Here is a 24,902-nt window from a genome sequence, read left to right on the forward strand (position 1 = left end):
CGTTCAAAAACTTGACCATTCCAGTTGACATTATTGTGAGACCGAATTGACTAGGGTAGAAGGCGAAACATGATGGAAAAACCGCGCATTACGATTCTCTATTGCACCCAGTGCAATTGGCTGCTCAGGGCCGGCTGGATGGCGCAGGAGCTTTTGCAGACCTTCGGCGACACGCTTGGCGAAGTGGCGCTGATCCCGGGCACCGGCGGCAATTTCGAGATCCAGGTGAATGGCGAGCTCATCTGGGAGCGCAAGCGGGACGGCGGGTTTCCCGGGCCCAAGGAGTTGAAGCAGCGGGTGCGCGACATGATCGACCCGGACCGCGACCTCGGCCACCTGGACCGCAAGGCGAAGGAAGACGGCGAGAGCTGAGGCTGTCCGTGACAGATCCGCGAAGGTTTTTTGGCGACGGGCGCGGAAACTTCAAAAAGCCAGTTGACAGGGGAAGGTCACACCCGTACATGGCTCTCCGTCGCCCAGATGGCGGAATTGGTAGACGCGCCAGCTTCAGGTGCTGGTACCCGAAAGGGTGTGGAGGTTCGAGTCCTCTTCTGGGCACCATTCCTATTTTCGAGCATTGATTTTGCTCGCATTTTCATCGCTTTTTGTCTCACTTTCACCAACCCCTTGGGGCGTGGGACAAACTGCGATGCTCGTTTGTTCCGACCTCAGTTTGTGGATCGCGCCGGCCGCCAGCTTCTTGCGGTTGGCCTGCTTCGTGTAGAGCGTTGTTTGCTTCTTTGTGGTCCACCCAAAGATCGCCATCAGCTCGTCGTCGGTTGCGCCGTTCTCGGCGGCAATAGTCGCGCCAGCTTTGCGCAGACCATGCGTCGAGCAGTGGAACAGTCCGGCGTCGTCGCACCAGTCCCGCATCTTGTTTCCAAGTCCGTTCACCGAGAACGGCTTCCCATAATCGGTGACCAGATAAGTCATCTGTTTGGCCGGCTGCTGGTCGAGGCACTTCTGCAGTTCCGGCAGGATCGGGATCTGTACCGTGACCCGCTTGACTTCGCGGTCTTGCCTGGACGGATGGTCAACCATCCCTCGCGAACATGCTGCCTCCCCATGATCGCCAGCTCCTGGAGGCGAAGGCCAGTAAAAAGCGCCATATTTAGAAGCAGGTTCGCCTTCGTTCCTGGGGGATGCTTCGCTTCGAACTGCTTTACCTCGTCGACAGTCCAAGTATGAAAACCTGCGCCACTGCCAACCTTCTTGATCCGGAGGGCGGGGTTCACCTTCACCAGGTCGTTTTCCATCGCCCAGCCAAACATCGCTGACATGTATTTCACAAGGTTGTCCTGGGCGCCGGCCGTCCTCGCCAGCTCGTCGCGGATCTCCATGACATGTTTGCGCTCGATCTTATCGATCGGCAGGCTCCCGCGGCGATTTTTGTTCTTGGGGGTCAGGCTGTCGCAGACGCGCTCCAGAAGCCTCGCGCGCCGCGCCAGCTGATCAGGCGCCATCGTGTTGCCGGCCCTGCCTTTATATTTCATCACCAGCCAGTCGAGCGTGCCTTCGGCATGATCGCGATTCAAACGTTCCGGCTTCGGCTGCTCTCCGGGCCGGACGTAAGGTACACCGAGCCGTGCGCAGGCAACTTCTTTGTCGAAGGCTTCCGTTCCCGGCTCCTCAGTGAGGCGAACCTTGGGCTTTCCGGTGGCGCGGAAATAGAACCGCGCTTCCTTCTTTCGCCAATCGCGATCGAGGCTGACACCTTTCGGGAGTTTCGGATACATCTTGCTCATCAATCCCAAGGATTGCCTTCGGATGGTATGCCGTCAAGCGGCAGTTCTTCGCCTCCCTTGTGCGGGAGTTTACGAAATGCTTCGGCGGGCTCGCCAACGTCATAAACCTGGCGCTCGCCGATCAGCCGCGGTTTCGGCATGGTGCCAGCAAGGACCGCCTTGTCGAAAAGCGATGTGCTGATGCCAACGAGGGCCGCCGCCTGTTCTCGATTGATGCCGAGGGGAGGGAGAGAGTAGGGGAGAACCTCAATGCGCTGTGGCTTCATGGCTCACCGTCCGGACTTTCCGTCGAGGGTGAAGTGGTTGCAGCCGCTCCCAGAATGGGTTCATATGCACCGGGGGTACTATGTCTTTTTTGCTGGTCTTCGCCGTTGTTTGCGCTGTGTACATCATGCTCTTTTCGCGTGAAGGTCGCGGTTGCCTCGGACGCATCCTTATGGTGGTCGGCCTCATTGCGATCGCACTGGTATTCGGACTTTGGGCGCTCATGGCAGCGTAACTGGTTCACCGCATTTAGTGAGGGGCATTGGCTATAGGCCTCTTCTGAGACTCTGCTATGGTTGCGGTACCGACCGGCGATGGCACGCCAGCCGGTACCTGACATCACCCCGCGATACGAGCACGAGGAGACGATTGCATGGAGCCACCGCGATTTAGAGGGCGAGTTGCTGCTTACGACTTTAGCCCTGATGGGACCGACGCCACGATTGGTATTGACGCGAATGACAAGAGAATCGCTTTTAATATCGCGGTTGAACTGATCCCCGTCTTGATTGCCAACTTGCGGCGCATTGCTTCGGATGCTCAAAAGGCCCGAATGCGGGGGAATCCCGACGCCCAATTCAGAGCAGTGGCTCCACTGGTTCCGGAAGGCGTCGGGGTCAACCGCGATAATACGGACGGAACGATACAACTCATTTTTCATGTGGGCGGCGCTCCGGAGGCGTATCAGTTGAACGAAGAGACTGCTCGGACGGTGGCGTCTCACATACAGCTGACGGCTGATGAGCCATGGACGCCTGAGAAGCTTCAATAAAGCGGGCGCTTCTGAGTGGCATTTTCTTGATCACAAAGTTTGGATAGTCGGCGGGCTCACTGTCAGAGCCCGGGGGCTGGCCGCCAGCTGAGGGGGCAGCCCTTGATGCCAAATTCATCTGGGGCGCTGGTGTGCGGCCTAGGCTCAGAGCGGTTGTCGCTGTCCTGCCCCCTGAACTGTAGTGTCGATAGGAAGACCGCTTGACTTCATGTTCGTAAAAGGACGAGATCTGAGTCTCAAAATTGCCGTCCACCACCAATGCAAGATATAGGGCAACAGTGATCTCTTGGTTGAGCGCGCAATTCAACGCCGTAAAAGGGTTGATGGTTGACGAGATAGTTTCAGAAATTGCGATCGAGTCATCAGTAGGAAAAGCACTTTGCTGGTGCCAGTTGAGGCGACGCAAGTCGTCGTCGGAAACGTACGTGGTGATCAAATCCAAGGGTGGAGATGCCACGGTATGGGTTCCGATTGAATTGAGTGAGGCGCGCAAGCTAGCGGCATACCTCGAGCGAATTACGGCTGACGCTGCACCCCTTGCAAAACCTCCGTCCTCTTTGTGACCGCTTAAGTAAGCTTCACCTTCCAGCCCCACATTTGGTGGGGGCGATGGCGAGAACCCGGATCGAATATTGGAGTTATGGTCCATTGGCTCTATGGAGGCCGAATGCCTAGGTACTACTTCCATGTCCGAGAGGGCGGTGTCCTCGGGAAAGATCCTAAGGGAACTAAGTTTGCCAACCTCGACGACGCCTACGATTATGCCGTCAAGGCCGCGCGGGAGGTAATTGCGGAGGTGGGTCTGGCCAACGACGTTATTGACGTGACCCGTTTCGAAATCACCGCCGAGGACGGGACTGTGCTCCGGGAGGTGCTGTTCCGATCCGCAGTTCAGCTCGACTAGTCCGCCCGGTTACTGTTGAGGCGGAACCCTCTGGCAGCCCTGTAGTTGTGTCTCGTTAGGAGTATCAATTATGGGTACATACATACTGCTTTTCATAATTTGTGTAGTAATCGTCTCAGCCGCCGTGCTCTGGGCGTATCGATCGCGATCTTCGCTCCCAAAGGATGTGGGCTGAATCGATTGCGGTGCGCGTGTCGAGATCCGGGGAGACGCCTTCCAGAGATCCCGGTCATCACCACCAGAGCATTCTTCGCAGCACCAACGTTCGCCATTCCAGCGAAGCTCATCCACTGGAAAGAGGCACTCTTCCTCGCCCGATTCCATCGCGACATATGGGAACGCTTTCGTTCGAAAAGTCTGCTGTTCGCGATAGTCTACGAAGTTTTCTTGGGCCGGACTACCTGAGAGTTGCCGTTCAGAAAGAGCTTTTAGGCCGCGGAGACGGCCTTCATCACGGCGATGACCTTCTGATCGAGCCTGTCGTTGACCGGAAGCGCTTCGGATGCCAGGCGCACGATGACTGTTTTCGACGCGCGGTCGATCCAGACCTGCTGGCCATGGATGCCCATGCCGGTAAGGGCGCCGGTGCCGGTCTCGTACCAGAAGTATCGATAGCTGCCGCCCGGATAAAGCAGGTGCTGCTCGCCCGACGCCCAGACGTCGCGATTGCCGCCCTGCCAGAGTTCATCGACCAGCCGCCTTGGCAAGATGCCGTTACCGCCGGTTCGGACCAGTTCGCCAAGGCGTGCGAGATCACGCGCGGTCATCGAAAGGCCGCCCGACGATCGGGCATTGCCGGCACGGTCTACCGTCAGGAACGCGTCGGAATATGCGCCCATCGGCTTCCAGATGGCGTCTTCCAGCAGCTCGGCATACCGCTGCCCACTGGTGGCCTCGATAACGAGTGCGGCCATGTCGGCATTCGGGGAGCGATAGGCATGGTGCGTTCCGTGCTCGTGTGCGGCGCGCGGCAGCGAGCACAGAAGCTCGCGCAGGGTCGGCGTAGGCTCGTCCGGACGTTCGGGGTTCCAGAGCATGGCGCGCCGATAGCGGTCGTAGTCGCCACCCTTGTCGAGATAGGCTTCGCTGAAGTCGACCGCGACGGTCATGGTCAGGAGCTCTCTGATCTTGAGGTCGCCATAGGCCGAGCCCAGAGCATCCGGAACATAGGTGGAAACCAGTTCGTCGGGGGAAAGGGAGCCGCGGTCGATGAGGATGCCGGCAAGTAAGCCGGTGACCGATTTGGAGATTGAAAAGATGATATGCGGTCTGACGGGATCGAAATGATCGGCCTGCCATTCGGCAATGATCTCGCCGTCCCGCATGATGACCAGGGCATCGCTTTCGCTCTCTTGGAGGAAACCCGCAAGCCCTACGGTCTGCTCGGTCAGGTTGCTCACCTCGAGGTTGGCGAAGTGGCCGAGATCAAGCGCCGGCCGTTCCTGCTTGCGCGCGCTGCGGATCACGGCCGAAGGGACGAATTCCGATACGCTCTGAAACGACCAGGTCGAATAGGGGCGCGCCCGCCAGTTCGATAGATTGATGTCTGCCCTTGTGAAGGTATGGCTGGTCATTGGGGCTCCTCCCAAAGGCTTCGTTCGATCGAGGATATCGGGCCGGTTCGTTATGCCTTTGCCGGGCAGGAAAGGTGTTATCCAGGCGGCGGTCAGGCCGCGCCCTTTGCACCGTCGAACTTGCGGTCGAGCAACATAGCCGCGTCGAGCAGCCGCCGAGTATATTCGTGCTTCGGCCGGTCGAAGATGTCATCGCGCTCGCCGATTTCGACGATACGGCCGTTCTGCATGACGGCGACGCGATCGGCGACCTGTTCCACCGCCCCGAGATCATGCGACACGAACAGGCAGGCAAAGCCATAGCGCTCCTGCAGGTCGCGGACGAGTTTCAAGATCTGCTTCTGCACCGTCATATCGAGTGCAGAAACCGGCTCGTCGGCCACGACGAAGGCCGGCCGGCGGACGATCGCCCGGGCGATCGCGACACGTTGGCGCTGGCCTCCCGAAAGTTGATGTGGCAGCCGGCGCAGGAACGCGGTATCGAGCCCGACCTCGGAAAACACCTCCAGCACCCGCTCGCGGCGTGCCGCAGCTGACATGTCCTTTTCGAGCTTCAGCGGCTCCCCGACAATGTCTCCGACCCTCTGGCGGGGGTCGAGCGAGGAATAGGGGTCCTGGAAGATGATCTGGATATCGCGGCGCTGTTTTCGCGCCAGGTCGCTGTTGCCGGTTTCGATCTTTTCGCCGCCGAAGGATATCGTCCCGTCGGTTATGCCAACCAGGCCGACGATCGCCCGGCCGAGCGTGGTCTTTCCCGAGCCCGAACCGCCGACGAGCGCGAGGGTCTCCCCGCGTCCGATCGACAGATCGACGCCATCGACGGCCCGCTTCGGTTCAGTCGGCTTCAGGAAATTGCGCCGGCCGGGATAATCGATGGTCAGGTCGCGGATCTCGACCAGCGACGGCTGCTGGGTGACATTTCTTGTGCCGCCTGCCGCTCGTCGCGGAAGTGCATCGACGAGCCTGCGGGTGTATTCATGCCTGGGCGCGGAAAGTACGTCGATGCTGCGGCCCTGTTCGACTGCCTTGCCCTTGTGCATAACCACGACATCGCGCACGTAATGCGACACCATGCCGAGGTCATGGCTGATCAGCAGGACCGCCGTGCCGTTTTCCCGGGTCAGCTCCGCCATCAGGTCGAGGACGTCTCGCTGCACCAGCGTGTCGAGCGCTGTTGTCGGCTCGTCGGCGATGAGCAGTTCCGGCTTCAGAAGCATGACCGATGCCAGCATGATGCGCTGGCGCATGCCACCGGAAAACTCGTGCGGATAGGCGGAGAGGCAGCGTGTCGGATTCTGGATCTGGATGCGCTCCAGCATGACAAGGCAGCGGTCGCGGATCTCGGCCTTGCCTAGTTTTCGATGCAGGGCGAGACCCTCGGCCATCTGGTCGCCGATCGTCATCGATGGATTGAGCGACACCATCGGCTCCTGGAAGACCATGCCGATCCGGGCGCCGCGAATATCCCGCATCGATTTCGATGTGGCTCCGACAAGTTCCCGGCCATGAAAGCGGATGCTGCTTTCCGGGGTGACGGCCAAAGGTGACGGCAGCAGGCCAAGGATGGACCGCGCTGCCATCGTCTTGCCGGAGCCGGACTCGCCGACCAATGCCAGCATGCCTCCAGGCTCGATCGCAAAATCAAGCCCGTCGACGACCCGGGCCAGGCCCCTGACACTGACGGAGAGGTTTTTCGCGGCGATGACGGCTGTTTTTTGGTTATCTTCGGTCATTTTTCTCAGCCCTGCATCTTGGGGTCGAGCCAGTCGCGCACCGCATCGCCCAGCATGTTGATGCCGAGCAGCGTCAGCGCGATGCAAAGGCCGGGAAGCACGATGAGATAGGGCGCCTGGGTGATGAAGGGCCTGGCGCTCGCCAGCATGTTGCCCCAGCTCGGTGCCGGCGGCGGCACGCCGAGACCCAGGAAGGAGAGGGCGCTTTCCGACAGGATCACCCAACCGAACATGGTGGTCGCGAGCACGGTGACGGGTGCGACGCAATTGGGCAGTACATGGCGGACCATCGTCACGATCTCGCTGTTGCCCATCACATGCGATGCCTCGATATATTCGCGCTCGCGGATCGACATCACACTCGCCCGGACGACGCGCACGACGGCTGGCATATAGGCAAGCCCGAGCGCCACGACGATTGCTTCGCGGCTGGCTCCGGTCACGGCCATGATCCCGAGCGCCAGGAGCAGGCCCGGAAAGGCGAGAAGGGCATCGTTGAACATCATGATCACCCGGTCGCTGGCGCCGCGGTAAAAGCCGGCAAGCACGCCAAAGACGAGGCCGAAGGCGATCGCGAAGGCGACGGTCGCAAACGCGATCCAGGCGCTGGTGCGCGCGCCATACATCAGTCGGCTCAGAATATCGCGCCCGAACTCGTCGGTGCCGAGCAGGTGGCCGGTTGTTCCCGGCGCTTTCATGCGCGCGAGAAGGTCGAGCTTCAGCGGATCGTAAGGTGAGATCAGCGGCCCGCCGACCGCCAGCAGCACCAGCAGCACCACGATCGTTCCGCCGATGGCGGCACTCACGCCGCGGCGAGGGAGGCGAAGGGACATGGCGGTCATTGCGTAACTCTCGGATCGAAGATCGGATAAAGCAGGTCAACCATGAGATTGACGAGAATGTAGATCGTGCTGATGAACAGGATGCATCCCTGCACAACGGGATAGTCGCGAGCATAGATGGCATCGATCAGCAGCCGACCGAGGCCGGGAATGGTAAATACCGTCTCTGTGACGGCAATGCCCCCGAGCAGCCCGCCAAGAATCAGCCCGATCAGGGTCCAGGTCGGCGCAAAAGCGTTCTTGAACGCATGCCGCCACATGACGGCGCTCTCGCTGAGCCCTTTGGCGCGTGCATGGGTGATATATTCCAGCCGGGCGACCTCGATGGTCGCGGCGCGCGCCATGCGGACGATGGCACCGAGTTCGACCAGGACCAGGGTCAACACCGGCATGAAAATATACATGAGCGCGGTGCCGAAATCCTCGCTGAACGACACGTAGCCGATGATCGGGAACCATCTCAGCCAAAGGCCGAAAAAGAGGAGGATCATCAGCCCCAGCCAGAAGCTTGGTATGGACAGGAGAAGCGTGGACGTCGCGACGACGCCGATATCCGCAAGACTGTGCTGCCGCCAGGCGGCGATCATGCCCGCCGGCACCGCGATCAGCGAGGCGAAAAAGACGGCGACGACGACGATCGTTGCAGATACGCCGAACCGCTCCAGTATCATCGGCAGAACCGGATCGCCGGTGCCGATCGACGTGCCGAAATCGCCGGTGAGGATGTTGCCCAGCCAGATCAGGTACTGGAAGACGATCGAGCTATCGAAGCCCATCTTGCTGCGGAGCGCGGCGAGTTGCTCGGCCGTTGCCAGATCGCCGAGCATCATCGATGCCGGATCGCCGGGGATCATCCGCATCATGACGAAAACAGCGGTAGAGGCGATGAAGAGGGTGGGAATTGCCGAAGCGAGGCGGCCAGCCAGGAAGCGGATCATCGCCTGATGCCTCCCAGGCCCGCCGCGACGTAGTTCGTTCCTGCATCAGGGCAATCGCCGGGCCGCGCGAGCGGCCTGACGAAATCATCGATTTCGCAGGCAGATTCCATGTTCTCTGTTCCCATGTCTGACATTCGCAGATCGTTGTTATGGCTTTAGTATATTGCGATCTTCGATCGCGCAATACGTATGCGAAAATGAGAAAGAGATACAGTGTAAGTTACTGAATATAAATGATAATATTTTCTGTCAAAGTGGGTATTTGCAAAGTTTTCTCAAAAAGAAGTCGGCAGTTTTAGCCCGCAGCGAACTCTGCGTGCTTCAGCAGGTAGGCAGCCCCTTCGCTGATATCGCGCACGATGGCCCCACGGGCTTTTGGTCCGTCACCCTTCTCCAGCGCCTCGAGTGCATCCTCATGATAGTCGATTTCCAGGATGCCCGAGAGGGCTCCGTCGAAGCTGCCGGAATAACGGCGGAGAAAAGGGCCGATCTGCATCCACAACGTCTCGATGAGGAAGAGCAGCGGCGCGTTGCCACAGTGGCGGTAAATGGTGAATTTGAAATCGTAGTTGGCGGCAAGGTAACGGTCGATATCGCCGGCTCGCGCCGCATTGGTGAGCTCTTCGCTGAGCTTGCGGATTGTGCGCAGATTGTTGCCGTTGATGATCGAAGCGGCGCGCTCGGTCGCGGCACCTTCCACGACGGTGCGGGCATCCATCAGCTGGGCGAATTCGGAAGCGGTGATCTGCGGCACTTCGAGACTACCGTTCGGCAGGGGACGCAGCGCCTGCTGGGCCTGCAGGCGCATTAGCGCGGCCCGAACCGGCATGTCGCTTGTGCCCAGTTCCTGTGCGAGCTTGCGGGACGTCAGCTTCTGGCCCGGCTCGAACCGTCCAGACACGAGGGCACGGACGATTTCCGCATAGACTTTCTCGTGAAGGGGTTCGACTTCGACCGCCGAAAGACCGAATTGCTGCTTTTTAGCCATCTTACTTCCCGTGTTGTTGTCGCCGCGCCGCCTGATGGGCTGCGACCTTAAACCTCGTCTTTTATTGTTTTTCTAAACTGTTAGCCGGCTGATGTCACCGGGACAACCATGTCATCCCGGCAAAATTGTGCGATCTGCGATCGTGATTGTTCGCAAGACGTGGATGATATCTCAGGCCGTCTCGAGATAGGTGCGATATTCGAACTGGGTGATCTGGGTGGCGAAGGCTTCGAGCTCCTGCCGCTTGCAGGCCACCAGCCCCGACCGCATGACCGGCGAGAATATCTCCGAGGCATGTTGCCCCGTCTCGAAGGCATTGATGGCCGAATGCCAATCGAGAGGGAGTTTTTCGAGATCCTTGCCGTATGCGTCGCCGCTACGCGGCTCCCCCGGCGAGAGCTGCTTGCGGATGCCGATCAATGCCGCTCCGAGAACTGCCGCCATCACCAGATAGGGGTTGGCGTCGGCGCCTGCGACCCGATGTTCGATGCGACGCGCCTTGTGGCTTCCCCCGGGGATGCGAATTGCGACCATGCGGTTTTCGTAACCCCAGGCGACCGCTGTCGGGGCGTAGGAGTTCGGCCGCAGCCGGCGGTAGGAATTGTAGTGCGGGGCAAAGATCAGGGTGCTTTCGGCCATCGCCGCCAGCATGCCGCCGATCGCATGCCGCATCATCTCGGTTCCTTCGTCTCCGCCATTGTCGAAGACGTTATTGCCCTCTCGGTCGAGCAGGCTGAAATGGATATGGAACCCGCTGCCTGAATGATGGCCGTAGGGTTTCGCCATGAAGCAGGCCGCCAGCCCATGCTTGCGCGCGATACCTTTGACGGTGCGTTTGAAGAACAGGGCGTCGTCCGCTGCCTGAAGAGCATCGGACGTGTGGTTGAGATTGATCTCGAACTGACCGATGCCGTTTTCGGCGATCGTCGTATCGGCCGGGATGCCCTGCTCACGGCAGGCGACGTAGACATCGTCGATAAAGGCTTCGAACTGATCGACCTCGTCCATATCCATGGCCGCAGCACTGTCGAGGCGCCGGCCGGTGGCAGGGGAAAGGGGCCCAAGCGGCAGATCCGCATTGGGATCGACCAGGTAGAATTCGAGTTCCGTTGCCGTCACCGGCGTCAGGCCCAGTTTGGCATAACCGGCCAGCACGGTGGCCAGTGCGCGGCGCGGATCGCCGAGAAAAGGAACGCCATGCTCATCGGCAAGCCAGACCGGCAGCATGGCCGTCGGCCGGGCGAGCCAGTTCATCGGCATCACGGCGCGACCCGTCCAGTCGCATCGGCCATCGGCATCGCCCGTCTCGAACACCATGGGATTGCCAGCGATATCCTTGCCCCAGATATCGAGGCCCGGGACCGAGAGCGGCATTCTCAAGCCGCCTGCCAATGCCTTTTTGGCCTGGTCGCGCGGAAGACGCTTGCCGCGCATGATGCCGTTCAGGTCGCAGACCGCCGCCCGGACGCTTTCGATTTCGGGATGCGCCTCAAGCCATTTCAATGCACCGGCAATGTCCATTCTCTTCCTACTTTCTCCCATGAAACCCTGTCCGCTTTGCACGTTAGCACCGATAACGGATCCAGGTGGTCTTCAAAGCGGTGTATTTCTCGATGGCGTGGCGCGACAGGTCGCGACCCGAGCCGGACTGCTTGAACCCGCCGAAGGGAACCGCCGGGCTGACCGGATCGACCACGTTGACCGCCACGACTCCGGCTGTCAGTCGCGCGGAGACCCGATGGGCACGCGACAGGTCGTCGGTGAAGACCGATGCTGCGAGGCCATAGATGCTGTCGTTGGCGATGTGGATCGCCTCGTCCTCTTCCGAGAAGCGTATGACCGACAGAACCGGCCCGAAAATCTCGTCCCGGGCGATGGTCGAATCCGGCTTTACGTCGGCAAAGATGGTCGGCTCGATGAAGCTGCCCTTGCCGCCGATGGTGACAGCCTTGCCTCCCGCCACCAACGTGGCCTCCCGCCGCCCCTCGTCGATGAACCGCATTACATTGGAGGCATGCTTGGCCTCGACCATGGCGCCAAGGCCGGACTTCGGATCGAGAGGGTCTCCCGGCTGGTAGGCCGGCAGGCGTTTCAGCAGGAGATCGATAAACGTCTTTTCGATCGATTGATGGACGAGGAGACGCGAGGAGGCGGAGCAGACCTGACCCTGGTTATAGAAGATACCGCTTGATACCTGATCGGCTGCGGCTTCCAGGTCACCGCAGTCCGGGAAAACGATGACGGGCGATTTGCCGCCGCATTCGAGCCAGACCTGCTTCATGTTGGATTCGCCGGCATATTTCAGGAAGAGTTTGCCGACTGCAGTCGATCCCGTAAAGGCGAGGCAGTCCACATCCATATGACGGCCCAGCGCCTGGCCGGCCGTTTCGCCGAAACCGGGCACGACATTGAGAACCCCTTCGGGCAGGCCGGCATCGAGTGCCAACTGGGCGAGCCGAAGCGCCGTGAACGGAGATTGCTCCGCTGGCTTGAGGACGACGCTGTTGCCGGCGGCAAGCGCCGGCGCGCATTTCCAGATCGCCATGTTGAGCGGGAAATTCCAAGGCACGACCGCGCCCACGACACCCAGTGGTACGCGGCGGATAAGGGCCGCGTTGCCTTCCGGCAAGGGCGCCATTTCATCATAGACCTTGTCCGCCTCTTCCGCATGCCACTGAAGGATATTGATGGCAGCCGGGATGTCGTTGCCGGCGGCATGGCGAACGAGCTTGCCCATGTCCACGCTCTCCATGGCGGCGAGTTCGGTCAATTCGGCGCGCATGAGTTCGGCGAGACGCAGCAGGACCTTCTTGCGTTCCACGGGTGCGCGCCGGCTCCAGGCGCCGCTTTCGAAGGAATTCCGGGCGGATGCTACCGCTGCGTCGATATCCTCGGCATCGCCTGCGGCGACCTCGGCGAGCGTCTCTCCCGTGGCTGGATTGACGGATGCAAAACCTTGCCCTGACCGGGCCTCGACCTGTCGACCGCCGATCACCGCGCGGTTGCCAAGGCTGAGGGAGCGGGCAGTCCTGTGCCAATCGGTGAGGTTCATTCAGAAGTCCTTCTTGCGAGTTTTATCTTTGCCAGGCGATCGATGTCATAAAATTTATGGTACATTTACATGTATTTATGAGGCTTAATTCCTCTTTATCTGATGGAATATTGCGTGATCTGTGATCGCACTATATGGATGGTTTCTCGAAAAGCCAAGCGGCATCGTGAAATGCCGTGTTTCAATTTCCAGCGGGAGTGACAAGCGATGAGATCGCACAACGAGGCGAAGCCCAACATCATCGGCGGCGAATGGATCTCATCGCTCCAGGCAGTGGAAAATTTCAATCCCTCCGACCTGTCTGATGTCGTCGGTCTCTACTCAACCGGCGACGCTGCGGCCGTGGATGCAGCGGTCGCCGCGGCCCGCAGCGCCCTTCCCGGCTGGGTGCTCGCCACCCCGCAGCAACGCTTCAACATTCTCGACAAGGCCGCAGCCGAAATTCTGGCGCGCGAGGAAGAGCTTGGACGACTGCTCAGCCGCGAAGAGGGCAAGACGCTGCCCGAGGGGCGGGGCGAAGTGGTTCGCGCTGGGATGGTGTTCAAATACATGGCGGGCGAGGCGCTCAGAAATCCGGGCGACGTATTGCCCTCGGTGCGCCCGGGCATCAAGGTGGAGGTAACGCGCGAGCCGGTTGGCGTCATCGGCATCATCACGCCCTGGAATTTCCCGATCGCCATCCCGGCCTGGAAGATCGCGCCAGCGCTTGCCTACGGCAATGCCGTGGTTTTCAAGCCTGCGGAACTGGTGCCCGGCTGCGCCTGGGAACTGGTCGATATTCTGCATCGCGCAGGGCTGCCGGCTGGCGTCCTCAACCTGGTGATGGGGGCCGGGCGCATCGTTGGGCAGGCAATCCTCGATCACCGGGATATCGACGCGGTTTCCTTTACCGGTTCGGCCGGAGTCGGTCGCGCAGTAGTGGCGACCGTCGCGGCGCGCGGTGCCAAGGTGCAGGCGGAAATGGGCGGCAAAAACCCCTTCGTCGTCCTGGATGATGCAGATCTCGATGTCGCGGTCGAGGCGGTCGCCAACGGATCGTTTTTTTCGACCGGCCAGCGCTGCACGGCGTCGAGCCGCATCATCGTGACGGACGGCATTCACGACCGTTTTTTGGCCGCGCTGAAAACAAGGATCTCAAGGCTGAACGTCGGGCATGCACTCCGCCCCGAAACGGAGATCGGGCCCGTCGTCGACAAGCGTCAGTTCGAGCAGGACCTGAACTATATCGAGATTGCGCGGAACGAGGGCGGCATTCTCGAGACCGGCGGCGAGTTGTTGAAGCGCGATACGCAGGGCTTTTTCCTTCAGCCCGCCCTTTTCTCCGCAACGACGAACGACATGCGCATCAATCGCGAGGAGGTTTTTGGGCCGGTCGCGGCGGTCATTCGCGTCAAGCACTACGACGAGGCGCTGCAGGTCGCCAGCGACACGGAATTCGGCCTTTCCGCCGGCATCGCGACGACGTCGATCAAACATGCCGAGCACTTCAAACGGCATGCGCGCAGCGGCATGGTGATGGTCAACGTGCCGACTGCCGGCGTCGACTACCATGTGCCCTTCGGTGGTATTCGAGGGTCGAGCTATGGCCCGCGGGAGCAGGGCGCCTATGCGAAGGAATTCTATACGAATGTGAAGACCGCCTATTCGATGTGAGGCGGCCATGCCTGCGCCAACGATCCGGATCGAAAGCCTGCATCTCTATCCGCTGAAATCCGGTTCAGCGATCGACATCCTTTCCGCATGGGTCGAGCCGGAAGGCCTGGCCGATGATCGAACCATGATGGTGACCGATCTTTCGGGGGAGTGCCTGACGTCCCGAGAATTTCCCGCCTTGCTGACGCTACGCTGCCTGATCGACGGTGACGAGATCATCCTGATGGGGCCGGGTGCCAGGCCATATGTCTTTTCCCGCATGGCGCTTCGCCAGACTGCCAATTGGGCGGCGCGCGTATGGGGCGACGAGGTTGCCGTCCTCGATGCCGGCGACCCTGCGGCCGACTGGCTCTCGCGCTTTCTCGGCCATTCCTGCCGGCTCGTGTTGAAGGGGCCGCAAACGTACCGGCCTCTCGCCTTGAAGCCCGGCCATGCCGTCAGCTTTGCCGATACCGCACCGCTTCTGCTGGTCGGCAAATCCTCTGTCGACGACTTGAACGAGTATCTGGAGACGCCGGCCGAGATGGCCTGTTTCCGGCCCAATGTCGTCGTTTCGGGAACGCTACCGTTTGACGAGGACGGTTGGGGATTGATCCGTATCGGCGGGGTCGAATTCGATGTCGCCGGCGGCTGCGATCGCTGCGTGGTGACGACGCTCGACCCGCAAAGCGGGGAGGCGCGCACCGATCGGGAGCCTTTGGCGACGCTCGCAAAACGGCGCCGGGGAGAGGACGGAAAACCCTATTTCGGGCAGTTTCTCGTTCCGCGTCAATCAGGACGCATTTTTGCCGGGGATGCAGTCGAAATCCTCTCCCGCAAGGAGCCCGTCAGGCTTCGCCCGCCTCCGGACATGGAGCGGATCCGGAGGTTCGCGAAGCGGGAAGCGGTACGAGGGCCGGGGCCGATCCCGATGATCTGCACCGGCATCGTGGCTGAAACGGCAGACATGCGGAGCTTTCGGTTCAAGGCGGAGGATGGTGCTGCGATCGACCATCTGCCTGGCCAGTTCATCACGCTTCAGCTGGAGATCGGCGGCGTTCCGGTACGCCGCAGCTATACGATTTCGTCCTCGCCGTCCCGGCCGCATCATATCGCCGTCAGCGTGAAACGGGTCCGTGGAGGTCGCGTTTCCAACTGGCTGCATGACAATCTGAAGGTCGGTGACCGGATGCTCGGTCTTGGACCGCATGGACGGTTTCATCTTGCTGCGGCGGACGAGAAACACTCGCTGCTGATGGTGTCGGCCGGCAGCGGTATCACGCCGATGATCGCCATGCTGCGGTATGTCGCCGACCTCGATCTGCCACATGATGTCGTCTTCCATCACAGTGCTCGCAGCACCGAAGATCTGCCCTTTACAGAGGAACTGCTTCTCCTGAAGCGGCAGATGGGAGACAGGTTGAAACTCTCCTGGAGTTTGACGTCCCCCGGGGTGGCCTCGATCGATGGTCCTTCGTCCCCATCTTACAAGGGACGCCTCAGTGAGATCATGCTTGCGGACATTTGCCCTGATATTCGCGATCGCGTGACCTTTTGTTGCGGGCCTGACGGCTTTCGGCAAGCGGCAAGAGCGATGCATCGGGAACTTGCACCCGATGCTACCTATCTTGAGGAAAGCTTCGGTTCCGACCTGACGGCAACCGTGGAAGAGGAGGTTTTGCCATATCGGGTGAATTTCCGGAAAAGCGGCATTATTGCCGAAGGCAAGAGCCCAGAAACACTCCTCGATATTGCGCGAACCATGAACATTCCGGTGCATGCCGATTGCGAGGCAGGTATCTGCGGGACCTGCCGCTGCCGTGTCGTTTCGGGCGACTGGATACTTGCGGCGAACTGCGCCGACCCCGAGCGTACAGCGCTCAGCGGGGAGGAAAAGCAGGAGGGATATGTGCTTGCCTGCAGCACCCGGCCGATTGGGAACCTCGTCGTCGACCTTTAGGTATCCACCGGCAGTTTTCACAGGCTCCAAACGGATTTTCGGCGATCTGCGGAAATCAATGCCGCGGAAATGTATATCTATATCAAAGAAATACGCCGACTCTTGTGACGGCGCAAAGAATTCTCCATCTTGCATATTGTGCGATCTGCGATCGCGATATATCGTCGACGAAAATGAGTTTCGGCGGTTCATCTGGCCGTCGTCAAACAGGATTGGGGTCGAAGCATATGGATACGGCGGGCACGAATGCCGTCTCGGACGGGAACATGAGCCTGGCGGACCGGGATCGGGGGGGATTTTTCCATCCGTTCACCTCCATCAGGGACCAGAAGGTCAACGGCGCCCTGGTCATGTCCTCGGCGAACGGATGCCGGATCCGTGATACTGACGGGGTCGAATACCTCGATGGCGCCGCCGGGTTGTGGTGCGTCAATGTCGGGTATGGTCGCAAAGAAATTTCGGATGCGATCCACGCCCAGTCGTTGTCGCTTCCCTATTTCCACACCTTCAACACGATCGCCAACGAACCGGTCATCCGCCTTTCCGAGCGGCTGCTTGCCCTTGCGCCGGCGAACATGCGCCGGGTCTTCTATGGATCGTCGGGATCGGACGCGAACGACACGGCGGTGAAGATGCTGTGGTCCTACAATATCTGCCGGGGCAAGCCCGAGAAGCGGAAAATCATTTCGCGGGCCTATGCGTATCATGGGGTTTCGGTCGCCTCGGGCAGCCTCTCTGGAGTGCCGATGGTGCACCAGTATTTCGGCCTGCCGATCGATTTCGCCCGCCACGTCTCGCGGCCCGATCTCTATCGCGATGCGCCGGCCCGCGGCTTTGCGACCGAAGAAGCCTATTCCGCCTATCTGGCGAAGGAGATCGAAGAGGTGATCCTTGCCGAGGGGCCGGATACGGTCGCCGGCTTTATCGCGGAGCCAGTCATGGGTACTGGTGGTGTCCTTCCGCCGCCGAAGGGTTATTTCCAGGAAATCCGCAAGGTTCTCGACAGATACGACGTGCGGATGATCGCCGACGAGGTGATCACCGGCTTCGGTCGTCTGGGCCGCTGGTTTGCCTCCGACCTTTACGAGATCGAGCCGGACCTGATCCTGGCCGCCAAGGGCCTGACCAGCGGCTACCTGCCGCTTTCGGCGGTCCTGGTCGGGGAAAAGATCTGGGACGTGTTCGAAACCGTCGCCGGTGACGGCCGGGCTTTCGCGCATGGCTTCACCTATTCCGGTCATCCGACCTGCGCCGCCGCCGCCATGGCGAACCTTGATATCCTCGAACGCGAGAACCTCGTGGAGCGTGTCGCCGAAATGGCGCCGGTGTTCCGCAAGACCTTCGACGACCGGCTGCTCGATCTCGACATTGTCGGCGATATCAGAAGTACCGGTTTCATGATGGGTATCGAACTGGTGGTGGATAAGACGCAGAAGCGCTCCTTCGAGGCTTCCGCCAAGATCGCCGGGCGGGTTTCGCTTGCCGCCCGCCGTCATCGGCTGCTGCTGCGGGCCTTGCCGAATTCTGACGTGCTGGCGCTCTCGCCGCCGTTTATCACCACGACCGAAGACATGGCCACGATTGCCGATCTTGCGCGTGCCGCTATTGTCGACGTGACGGATGAACTCAAGGCGGAAGGATTGTTATGAGCGCAGGTGTTGGCCGCTTCCGATCCGAGAACATCGAAACGGTCGCGATTATCGGCGCCGGCCTGATCGGCGGCGCCTGGGCGGCATTTTTCCTCAGCCGCGGCCTGAAAGTACGGGTCTACGACACCGATCCTGAGGGTGCTCGGCGGCTGGAAAAGGTCGTCGGCAACGCACTTGAGGATCTACGTCAGGTCGGATCAGTCGCGCCGGTAGCGACGGATGCTCTGTTTTTCTCCGGCGACCTCGAAGAGGTCCTGGCCGGCTGCGACTATGTCCAGGAGAATGCGCCGGAAAAATTGCCCCTCAAGCAGGCGCTCCTGAAACGGATCACCGATCTTACGCCTTCCGACGTGGTGATCGGTTCGAGCACGTCGTCTTTTCAGCCAAGCGAACTGCAGGCAGGAGGTGCGGAGGCGGAGCGGATTGTCGTCGCGCATCCCTTCAACCCGCCGCATCTCCTGCCGCTGGTGGAGATCGTGGCAGGGCCGAAAAGCAGCCCGGACGCGCAGGCAGCCGTCTACCGGTTCTTCGAACGGCTCGGCAAGGCTCCCATCCGCATCACCCGGGAGGCCGCAGGCCATGTCGCGAACCGCATGACGGCGGCGCTCTGGCGCGAGGCGGTCCATATCGTCGCCGAGGGAATCGCCAGCGTCGAGGACGTGGACCGGGCCATCCGCTTCGGGCCGGGTCTGCGCTGGGCGATCGACGGTCCGCATATGCTTTATCATCTTGGCGGCGGCGAGGGCGGCATCGCCCATTATCTCAAACATCTCGGTCCGGCACAGGAAGCGCGCTGGCGTTCGCTCGGCAATCCATCGCTCACGGAAGACGTTCAGTCCCTGCTGATCGATGGGGTCATGCAGGAAGCGGCCGGCCGCAGCATAGAAGAACTCGGTGCGCGGCGAGATCGACTGCTTATTGCCCTTCTGAAGGCGCTCGATGACACTCCCCTGTCCGGCAAGAGCGAGGTTGCGGAGTGATCCATTCACAGGAATTGCCGCGCATCATGGTGGCGCCGACCGGCGCTCGTCGGACAAAGGCCGACCATCCGTCGCTGCCGATGACTGCCGACGAAATCGTCGGGACCGCCGCTGCATGTTTCGCGGCAGGCGCCGATGCCATTCATGCACATGTGCGCGATGCTGAGGGAGGCCACAGCCTCGACATCGGTCTTTATGCCGATCTCGTCTCGCGTCTGCGCGAACGCGTGCCCGACATGCTCGTCCAGATCTCGACGGAAGCGGTAGGTATCTACACGCCCGAGGAACAGATCGCACTAGTCCGCGCACTGAAACCGGCCTTCGTTTCGGTTGCGCTTCGGGAGATCTTCCCGGAAGGTGGTGACGAGGCGAGGGCGGTCGATTTCTATAGCGGGTGCAAGAGCGAGGGCATCTCCGTCCAGCATATCCTCTACGACGCTGTTGACGTACTGCGCCTTGCTGAATTTCAGGCGCCTCACCTGACTTCGACCTCGCGGCTTTCGGTCATCTATGTGCTTGGACGTTATGCGGTCGATCAGGAAAGCAGCCCCCAGGATCTGGAGCCGTTTCTCGATGCTGCCCTGCAGTTTTCGCAGCCGCCCGACTGGATGGTCTGCGCCTTCGGCCGCGGCGAAACGGACTGCCTCGCAGCGGCTCTTGCGGCCGGAGGCAAGGTGAGGGTCGGTTTCGAAAACAGCTTCTGGCACCGCGACGGTCGGATCGCGTCTTCCAATGCGGAACGGGTTGCCACTATCCGCGAAATCGCCGACCGCATGCAGGAAGGGCGGCGCGCATGACCATGACGATCACGACGCCCTACCGGATTTTCGATGTCTCGCTGGCGCGACGCGAGATCCTGTCTCCCAACATGGTGCGGCTGACCTTCGCCGGTCCGCAGGTCAGGCACATGGCGACGCTTGCGCCGGACCAGCGCATCAAGATCTTCTTTCCGAAACAGGATGGCTTGCCTCCGGCCATCCCGCATCGCCCGGACTGGTACGAACTCTACAAGGTCCTGCCGCCTGGCGAACGCGTGCCGATGCGCACCTACACGATCCGGTATCTGCGTGCCGATGCCTGCGAAGTCGATATCGATTTCGTTCTGCACGGAGACAACGGACCCGCATCCCGCTGGGCCGCACATGCCGATCTCGGAGATCCCGTCCAGATCTCGGCCCCGAACCGGGACCATCTCGCAGGCAACCAGGGTTACGAGTGGAAACCTCCGGCAGGCGTGCGCATCGTCCTGCTGATCGCGGACCTGACGGCCGTCCCTGCGGCGATCGGTATTCTGGAGGAGCTTTCCGAGCTTCCCGATCCACCGATGACACAGGCTTTCTTCGAGGTGCCGGATGCGGGAGACCGACTGCCGCTTCCGCGGTGGCCCAGTCTCGATGTCCATTGGATGGTCCAGTCCGAAGCGGCGGCAGAACTCGCTCCCTATGGAGCTCTGATGATCGACGCTGCGGCAAAAGTCCGGCTGCCGCAGGGTGCGATCGGATCGATCGCTGTCCCGGAACTCGCCGAGATTGATGTCGACAGGGATTCGCTTTGGGAGCGCGCCGATACCAGCGACGGCAGCTTCTATGGCTGGGTGGCGGGCGAGGCCGATGCCGTGCGGATCATCCGCAATCTGCTGATCAAGGATCGGGGCGTCGATCGCACGCTCGTCAATCTCATGGGCTACTGGCGGCACGGCCGCATTCGGGACTGACCAATGCCGAGGTACGTTATTCTCAGGGACGATTTCGTTTCCACGCCATCGGCGCGGACGCTTTATGCCGACCTGCTGCGTCTCTGCGCACGTATCGGATATTCTCCACCTTCGCCTTTCTGAGCCTGATGGACATCAAACTCGGATAAAGGACAATAGTGATGAATATCCAGAAATACTCGCTGGCGGAGCTTCAGCGGATCGATTCGACCCATTTCCTCCATCCCTTCACCGATCACAAGGATTTGCGTGCCAAGGGCGCGCGGATGATCGTGCGGGGCGAGGGGCCTTTCATCTATGATGCGGAAGGAAACGAGATTCTTGACGGGATGGCAGGCCTCTGGTGCCTCAATGTCGGCTACGGCCGCGAGGAGCTGGCCGACGCTGCCTCCGCGCAGATGCGGGAACTACCGTTCTACAACTCGTTCTTCAAGTGCACGACGCCTGCGCCGGTGCAGCTTTCCGCCAAACTGGCGGAGCTCGCACCGCCGAACATGAACCAGGTCTTCTACGGCTCATCGGGCTCGGAAGCCAACGACACGGCGCTGCGCCTCGTTCGCCATTACTGGGCGCTGGAAGGCAAGCCGGAGAAGAATATCGTCATCTCCCGCAACTACGGCTATCACGGTTCGACGATCGCCGGCGCGTCGCTCGGCGGCATGCCCGACATGCACAAGCAGCTCGGCGGCGCCGTGCCGAACATTGTCCACGTCATGGCGCCCTACGCCTTCGATCTGGCCCTGCCGGGCGAAAGCGATCATGATTTCGGCCTGCGGGCGGCGCGTGCGGTGGAGGATGCGATCCTTGCCGCCGGTGCCGACAAGGTTGCAGCCTTCATCGGCGAACCGGTCATGGGGGCGGGCGGCGTGAAGATCCCGCCGGCGAGCTATTGGCCGGAGGTCCAGCGTATCTGCGAGAAATACGACATCCTGCTGATGCTCGACGAGGTGATCACCGGTTACGGCCGCACCGGCGAGTGGTTCGCCGCCACGACCTTCGGCATCAAGGCCGACACGATCACCACCGCCAAGGCTCTGACGTCAGGTTATCAGCCGCTTTCGGCGCTGTTTGTTGGCGACCGGATCGCCGAGACGCTGGTGGAAAAGGGCGGCGAATTCTATCACGGCTACACCTATGCCGGCCATCCGGTATGCTGCGCCGTAGCAATCAAGAACCTCGAAATCATCGAGAGCGAGGGGTTGGTGGAGCGCGTCCGGTCCGAGACCGGTCCTTATCTCAGCGAGCAGCTTGGCAAGCGGCTCGGCGGCCATCCGCTCGTCGGCGAGACCCGTTCGGTCGGATTGATGGCGGCGATCGAGATCGTCAAGGACAAGAAGACCCGCGCACGGTTCCAGCCGGGCGGTTCGGCCGCAACGCTGGTGCGTGACCATGCGATTGCGGGCGGGCTGATGGTGCGGGTGGTGGACGACACAATCATCATGGCGCCACCCTTGATCTGGACGTGGGAAACGATTGATCTCGCCTGCGATCGTCTTGTCGCCGCGCTCGATCTTGCCGAAGCGACGCTCGCCTCGAAGCGATAAACGAAAGGCAGCCCGGCGCACAGGTTGTGCCGGGCTGCTGATTGAAATCGACGACTTGAAATCAGGTGACGCTACGATCCGTTGATGCCGCCCGCTGACCTTTATCCATCTTGAGCTCATACTGGATGAAACGGCTGTTGGTCGCCGGCAACGGGGCCACTTCCATCAAACCCTTGTCCGGCTGGCAGACGATCATCGCGACCGTGGCGGAGAGGTTGCCGACCTCGTTCTTGATCGCCGGCCGGCAGACCGCATAAGGCGCGCCGAATGTATCGAACAGGGCTGTCTTGACGTCTTCCGCGGTGATGTCGCCAGTCTTTTCCGCCAGGATTTCACGCACCCGGAGATCGCGGTAGAGGCTGTCGGGAACGTTGTTCAGGCCGGCTTCGCGCAGCTTGGAAAGTGCCACGGGGCTTTGCCAGTGGTTGGCATGAACGATCAGCCCGTTTTCGGGATAGAGCGGAAATACTTCGTCGGGTGCGCATTCGAAGTCGATGGCGACGCCTTCTTTGGCGCTGAGAATGACGTTGTTGGAGCCGGATTTCGGGGTTGTCGCGATGGTGCGGATCGCCTGGGCGAAATGCTGCGATGCCAGCGCCTTGCGTCGGATGAAGGGCAGGGGAACGCCAAGCGTTTTGTAGTCCCGATCCGATTCCAGATAATTGGCGGTGATTGTCATTCCGTTCGAATTGAAGCCGCTGCGCATCAGGCCGCCGGCCTCCGTGAACATCAGGATATCCGGTCCATCCTCTTGAAGCACCCTGACCACGACGGAGGTCTCTGCGCATTCCGCCCGCCAGTCCCAGTTCTGGGCGTGGATGAGCGCGCCGTCGCGTGCCGCTTTCGGCATCACCACGACGCCGGTGCATCCGTCCTTTTCGCTATCCTTGAAGCTCAGGCCGCGGCGGGCGACCTGCAGCAGTTCGGTGCGGGCGTTGATGAGGAAGACCGACGTGAAATCCAGCCCGGCGCCTTGCGCAATGCCATGCATCTCGTCCACCAGTTCCGGCGCCCAATCGCGGATGGCGGGCGGGAAATTCTCGACGAGCTCGACGACTTTTTCCCGGCTGAAGCCGAGCCTCCCGAGCTGCTCGCGGTAGAGTTCGCTCGATAGCCGGACGCGCTCGCGGGCCTGTTCGCCGTACATTCTCCCGCGCTCGACGGGGGATCCGCTGATTTCGATAAAGGGAAAGGGTCTGATCTGCTCCACGGACTTCTCCATCGCATTGCGTTATTCGGCGGCTGCAACCGCCATCAGCATGCGGATGACCGCATGGTCGAGATCGTCGTCGACTGGCCCGGGTTCGGAAGAGAGCCGTACGATCACGGTCTCCGTCTTCGGATCGATCCACAGCCATTGGCCGTGAATGCCGATGGCGGCGAGCGCACCGGTGCCGGTCGAATACCAGTAGGAGCGATAGCTTCCTTCCGAGAAGAGCCAGGCCTGGTTGCCGGCGGCCCAGGTCTGCCGGCTCCCGCCTTGCCAGATCGATTTTATCCATTGTTCCGGAATGATGCCATTGCCCATGAGCCGCACCATTTCTCCGATGCGGGCAAGATCGCGCGCGGTCATAGAGAGACCGGCGGAGGCCCGTGCATTGCCAATCCTGTCGAGTGTCAGATGGGCGTCGCTATAGGCGCCCAAGGGTTGCCAGAGATGGGTTTCGACCAGATCGGCAAACCGCTTTCCGGAAGCAATCTCCAGCAGAATGCCTGCGACATCCGTGTTCGGCGAATGATAGGCGTGGATGCTGCCATGGGGCTGCGGCCCCCTGGGGATGGTGCAGAGGAAGGACTTGAGGTCCGGCGCCGGATCCGACGGCTTTTCCGGGTTCCACAACATGGCACGGCGATAGCGATCGAAGGCGCCGGTCAGGTCGAGGTAATCCTCCGCAAAATCCAGGCTGACGCTCATGTTGAGCAACTGCTCCACCGTTGCGTCGCCGTAAGCCGATCCGCGCGCGCCCTGCAGGATATCTGCTATGCCGTCGGAGAGCTTGATCAGGCCCTGTTCGATCAGCACGCCGGCAATCAGAGCCGTGATCGACTTGGAGATCGAGAAGACCATGTGCGGCCGGGCTGGATCGCAATGTGGAGCATACCATTCGGCAGTGATCTCGCCCTTGCGCATGACGACCAGGGCATCACTATGGGTGTCCGTCAAGAACGTCTCGAGCGATATCGCCTGTCGGCCGAGCCCGGCAATCGGCAGATCCGCCAATGACCCCAGAGGCAGTTCTCTATCTTCCCGGATGCGCCGGCTTGCGATGATCGCCGAGGGAACGATCTCGGATGCATTCTGAAATGACCAGGAGGAATAGGGTCGCGTACGCCAGTTCGCGAGCGTTATATCTGCGCGGTTGAATGGATCCATAAACAGCGTCTTTCCGAGGATCGAATGGGGAATGTCGCCCAGTAGTACAGCGCGATTTGCGATCGCACAATCAATTCTCGCGAAAACTCCCGTGATTTTCTCTTGGTTGCCCGCAGTTTAAGATGGAAATGAGAGGGGGAAACTACATTAAGATATTAAAAATAAACGGTTAAATTTTTAAATCGCAAATTTCGTACTCTCCGTAAAAATTTACATTGTGCGATCGCAGATCGCGAT

23 protein-coding genes and 1 tRNA gene are annotated in these 24,902 nt (G+C 60.7%); 10 read left to right on the forward strand and 14 right to left on the reverse strand.

The window, feature by feature from the left end; translation table 11 throughout:
• The first annotated feature begins 69 nt into the window (after positions 1–69).
• Positions 70–372, forward strand: a complete 303-nt coding sequence (locus C5J26_RS23395) for a SelT/SelW/SelH family protein (protein ID WP_105403969.1) — start codon at positions 70–72, stop codon at positions 370–372.
• Between the two features lie 102 nt (positions 373–474).
• Positions 475–561 (forward strand) — tRNA-Leu (locus C5J26_RS23400).
• Positions 562–564: 3 nt separating this feature from the next.
• On the opposite strand, the gene C5J26_RS23405 is transcribed toward C5J26_RS23400, so the two are convergent.
• From C5J26_RS23405 to C5J26_RS32855, 5 genes are read right to left on the reverse strand one after another with little or no spacing between them, the layout of a single operon-like run.
• Positions 565–933: a tyrosine-type recombinase/integrase gene (locus tag C5J26_RS23405; RefSeq protein WP_245441252.1), complete on the reverse strand. Its 369-nt coding sequence runs from the start codon at positions 931–933 to the stop codon at positions 565–567.
• Positions 930–1,745 carry a hypothetical protein gene (locus tag C5J26_RS23410; protein WP_105403971.1) on the reverse strand — a complete coding sequence of 272 codons (816 nt, stop codon included), beginning with the start codon at positions 1,743–1,745 and terminating at the stop codon, positions 930–932. Before C5J26_RS23410 ends, C5J26_RS23405 begins: the two co-directional genes overlap by 4 nt.
• Positions 1,745–2,011 (reverse strand): AlpA family transcriptional regulator, encoded by a 267-nt coding sequence (locus C5J26_RS23415; RefSeq protein WP_105403972.1) that lies wholly within the window; start codon positions 2,009–2,011, stop codon positions 1,745–1,747. Before C5J26_RS23415 ends, C5J26_RS23410 begins: the two co-directional genes overlap by 1 nt.
• Complete coding sequence (locus C5J26_RS32850) at positions 2,008–2,670, reverse strand: hypothetical protein (protein WP_172746027.1); 663 nt, start codon at positions 2,668–2,670, stop codon at positions 2,008–2,010. Before C5J26_RS32850 ends, C5J26_RS23415 begins: the two co-directional genes overlap by 4 nt.
• Positions 2,660–3,223: a hypothetical protein gene (locus tag C5J26_RS32855; protein ID WP_172746028.1), complete on the reverse strand. Its 564-nt coding sequence runs from the start codon at positions 3,221–3,223 to the stop codon at positions 2,660–2,662. The genes C5J26_RS32850 and C5J26_RS32855 overlap by 11 nt, the downstream gene beginning before the upstream one ends.
• A gap of 225 nt (positions 3,224–3,448) precedes the next feature.
• Between C5J26_RS32855 and C5J26_RS23425 the strand changes: the two genes are divergently transcribed.
• Positions 3,449–3,685 (forward strand): hypothetical protein, encoded by a 237-nt coding sequence (locus tag C5J26_RS23425; RefSeq protein WP_105403974.1) that lies wholly within the window; start codon positions 3,449–3,451, stop codon positions 3,683–3,685.
• 428 nt (positions 3,686–4,113) lie between these two features.
• Here the strand turns inward: C5J26_RS23425 and C5J26_RS23430 are convergent, their stop codons facing one another.
• From C5J26_RS23430 to C5J26_RS23460, 7 genes are all read right to left on the reverse strand, one after another.
• Positions 4,114–5,259, reverse strand: coding sequence for a serine hydrolase (locus tag C5J26_RS23430; protein WP_105403975.1), 1,146 nt, complete (start codon positions 5,257–5,259; stop codon positions 4,114–4,116).
• 92 nt (positions 5,260–5,351) lie between these two features.
• The gene (locus tag C5J26_RS23435) at positions 5,352–6,992 is read right to left on the reverse strand and encodes an ABC transporter ATP-binding protein (protein WP_105403976.1); all 1,641 of its coding nucleotides are present in this window, start codon (positions 6,990–6,992) and stop codon (positions 5,352–5,354) included.
• Between the two features lie 5 nt (positions 6,993–6,997).
• Positions 6,998–7,834, reverse strand: coding sequence for an ABC transporter permease (locus tag C5J26_RS23440; RefSeq protein WP_105403977.1), 837 nt, complete (start codon positions 7,832–7,834; stop codon positions 6,998–7,000).
• The gene (locus C5J26_RS23445) at positions 7,831–8,772 is read right to left on the reverse strand and encodes an ABC transporter permease (RefSeq protein ID WP_105403978.1); all 942 of its coding nucleotides are present in this window, start codon (positions 8,770–8,772) and stop codon (positions 7,831–7,833) included. The genes C5J26_RS23440 and C5J26_RS23445 overlap by 4 nt, the downstream gene beginning before the upstream one ends.
• A 295-nt stretch (positions 8,773–9,067) precedes the next feature.
• Positions 9,068–9,760 carry a GntR family transcriptional regulator gene (locus tag C5J26_RS23450; protein WP_105403979.1) on the reverse strand — a complete coding sequence of 231 codons (693 nt, stop codon included), beginning with the start codon at positions 9,758–9,760 and terminating at the stop codon, positions 9,068–9,070.
• Positions 9,761–9,931: 171 nt separating this feature from the next.
• A complete protein-coding gene (locus tag C5J26_RS23455; protein ID WP_245437480.1) occupies positions 9,932–11,281 on the reverse strand; it encodes a glutamine synthetase family protein in 1,350 nt (449 codons plus the stop codon).
• A gap of 43 nt (positions 11,282–11,324) precedes the next feature.
• Positions 11,325–12,812 (reverse strand): aldehyde dehydrogenase, encoded by a 1,488-nt coding sequence (locus C5J26_RS23460; protein WP_105403980.1) that lies wholly within the window; start codon positions 12,810–12,812, stop codon positions 11,325–11,327.
• A 207-nt stretch (positions 12,813–13,019) separates the two neighbouring features.
• Between C5J26_RS23460 and C5J26_RS23465 the strand changes: the two genes are divergently transcribed.
• The 7 genes from C5J26_RS23465 to C5J26_RS23495 all read left to right on the forward strand — a co-directional run bounded on the left by C5J26_RS23465 (position 13,020) and on the right by C5J26_RS23495 (position 22,291).
• The gene (locus C5J26_RS23465) at positions 13,020–14,465 is read left to right on the forward strand and encodes an aldehyde dehydrogenase family protein (RefSeq protein ID WP_105403981.1); all 1,446 of its coding nucleotides are present in this window, start codon (positions 13,020–13,022) and stop codon (positions 14,463–14,465) included.
• Between the two features lie 7 nt (positions 14,466–14,472).
• A complete protein-coding gene (locus tag C5J26_RS23470) occupies positions 14,473–16,404 on the forward strand; it encodes an MOSC domain-containing protein (protein WP_105403982.1) in 1,932 nt (643 codons plus the stop codon).
• Positions 16,405–16,670: 266 nt separating this feature from the next.
• Positions 16,671–18,053, forward strand: coding sequence for an aspartate aminotransferase family protein (locus C5J26_RS23475; protein ID WP_172724088.1), 1,383 nt, complete (start codon positions 16,671–16,673; stop codon positions 18,051–18,053).
• A complete protein-coding gene (locus C5J26_RS23480; protein WP_105403984.1) occupies positions 18,050–19,033 on the forward strand; it encodes a 3-hydroxyacyl-CoA dehydrogenase NAD-binding domain-containing protein in 984 nt (327 codons plus the stop codon). Before C5J26_RS23475 ends, C5J26_RS23480 begins: the two co-directional genes overlap by 4 nt.
• Positions 19,030–19,830 carry a 3-keto-5-aminohexanoate cleavage protein gene (locus C5J26_RS23485; protein WP_245441253.1) on the forward strand — a complete coding sequence of 267 codons (801 nt, stop codon included), beginning with the start codon at positions 19,030–19,032 and terminating at the stop codon, positions 19,828–19,830. Before C5J26_RS23480 ends, C5J26_RS23485 begins: the two co-directional genes overlap by 4 nt.
• Positions 19,827–20,747 carry a siderophore-interacting protein gene (locus C5J26_RS23490; RefSeq protein ID WP_105403985.1) on the forward strand — a complete coding sequence of 307 codons (921 nt, stop codon included), beginning with the start codon at positions 19,827–19,829 and terminating at the stop codon, positions 20,745–20,747. Before C5J26_RS23485 ends, C5J26_RS23490 begins: the two co-directional genes overlap by 4 nt.
• A 161-nt stretch (positions 20,748–20,908) precedes the next feature.
• Positions 20,909–22,291, forward strand: coding sequence for an aspartate aminotransferase family protein (locus C5J26_RS23495; protein ID WP_105403986.1), 1,383 nt, complete (start codon positions 20,909–20,911; stop codon positions 22,289–22,291).
• Positions 22,292–22,352: 61 nt separating this feature from the next.
• On the opposite strand, the gene C5J26_RS23500 is transcribed toward C5J26_RS23495, so the two are convergent.
• Together C5J26_RS23500 and C5J26_RS23505 are read right to left on the reverse strand one after the other, a co-directional pair.
• Positions 22,353–23,501, reverse strand: coding sequence for a C45 family peptidase (locus C5J26_RS23500; protein WP_245441254.1), 1,149 nt, complete (start codon positions 23,499–23,501; stop codon positions 22,353–22,355).
• Positions 23,502–23,522: 21 nt separating this feature from the next.
• Positions 23,523–24,665 (reverse strand): serine hydrolase, encoded by a 1,143-nt coding sequence (locus tag C5J26_RS23505; protein ID WP_105403988.1) that lies wholly within the window; start codon positions 24,663–24,665, stop codon positions 23,523–23,525.
• Positions 24,666–24,902: the final 237 nt, after the last annotated feature.

The sequence above is a fragment of the Neorhizobium sp. T7_12 genome (genome assembly GCF_002968535.1).
GTDB lineage: Bacteria > Pseudomonadota > Alphaproteobacteria > Rhizobiales > Rhizobiaceae > Neorhizobium > Neorhizobium tomejilense.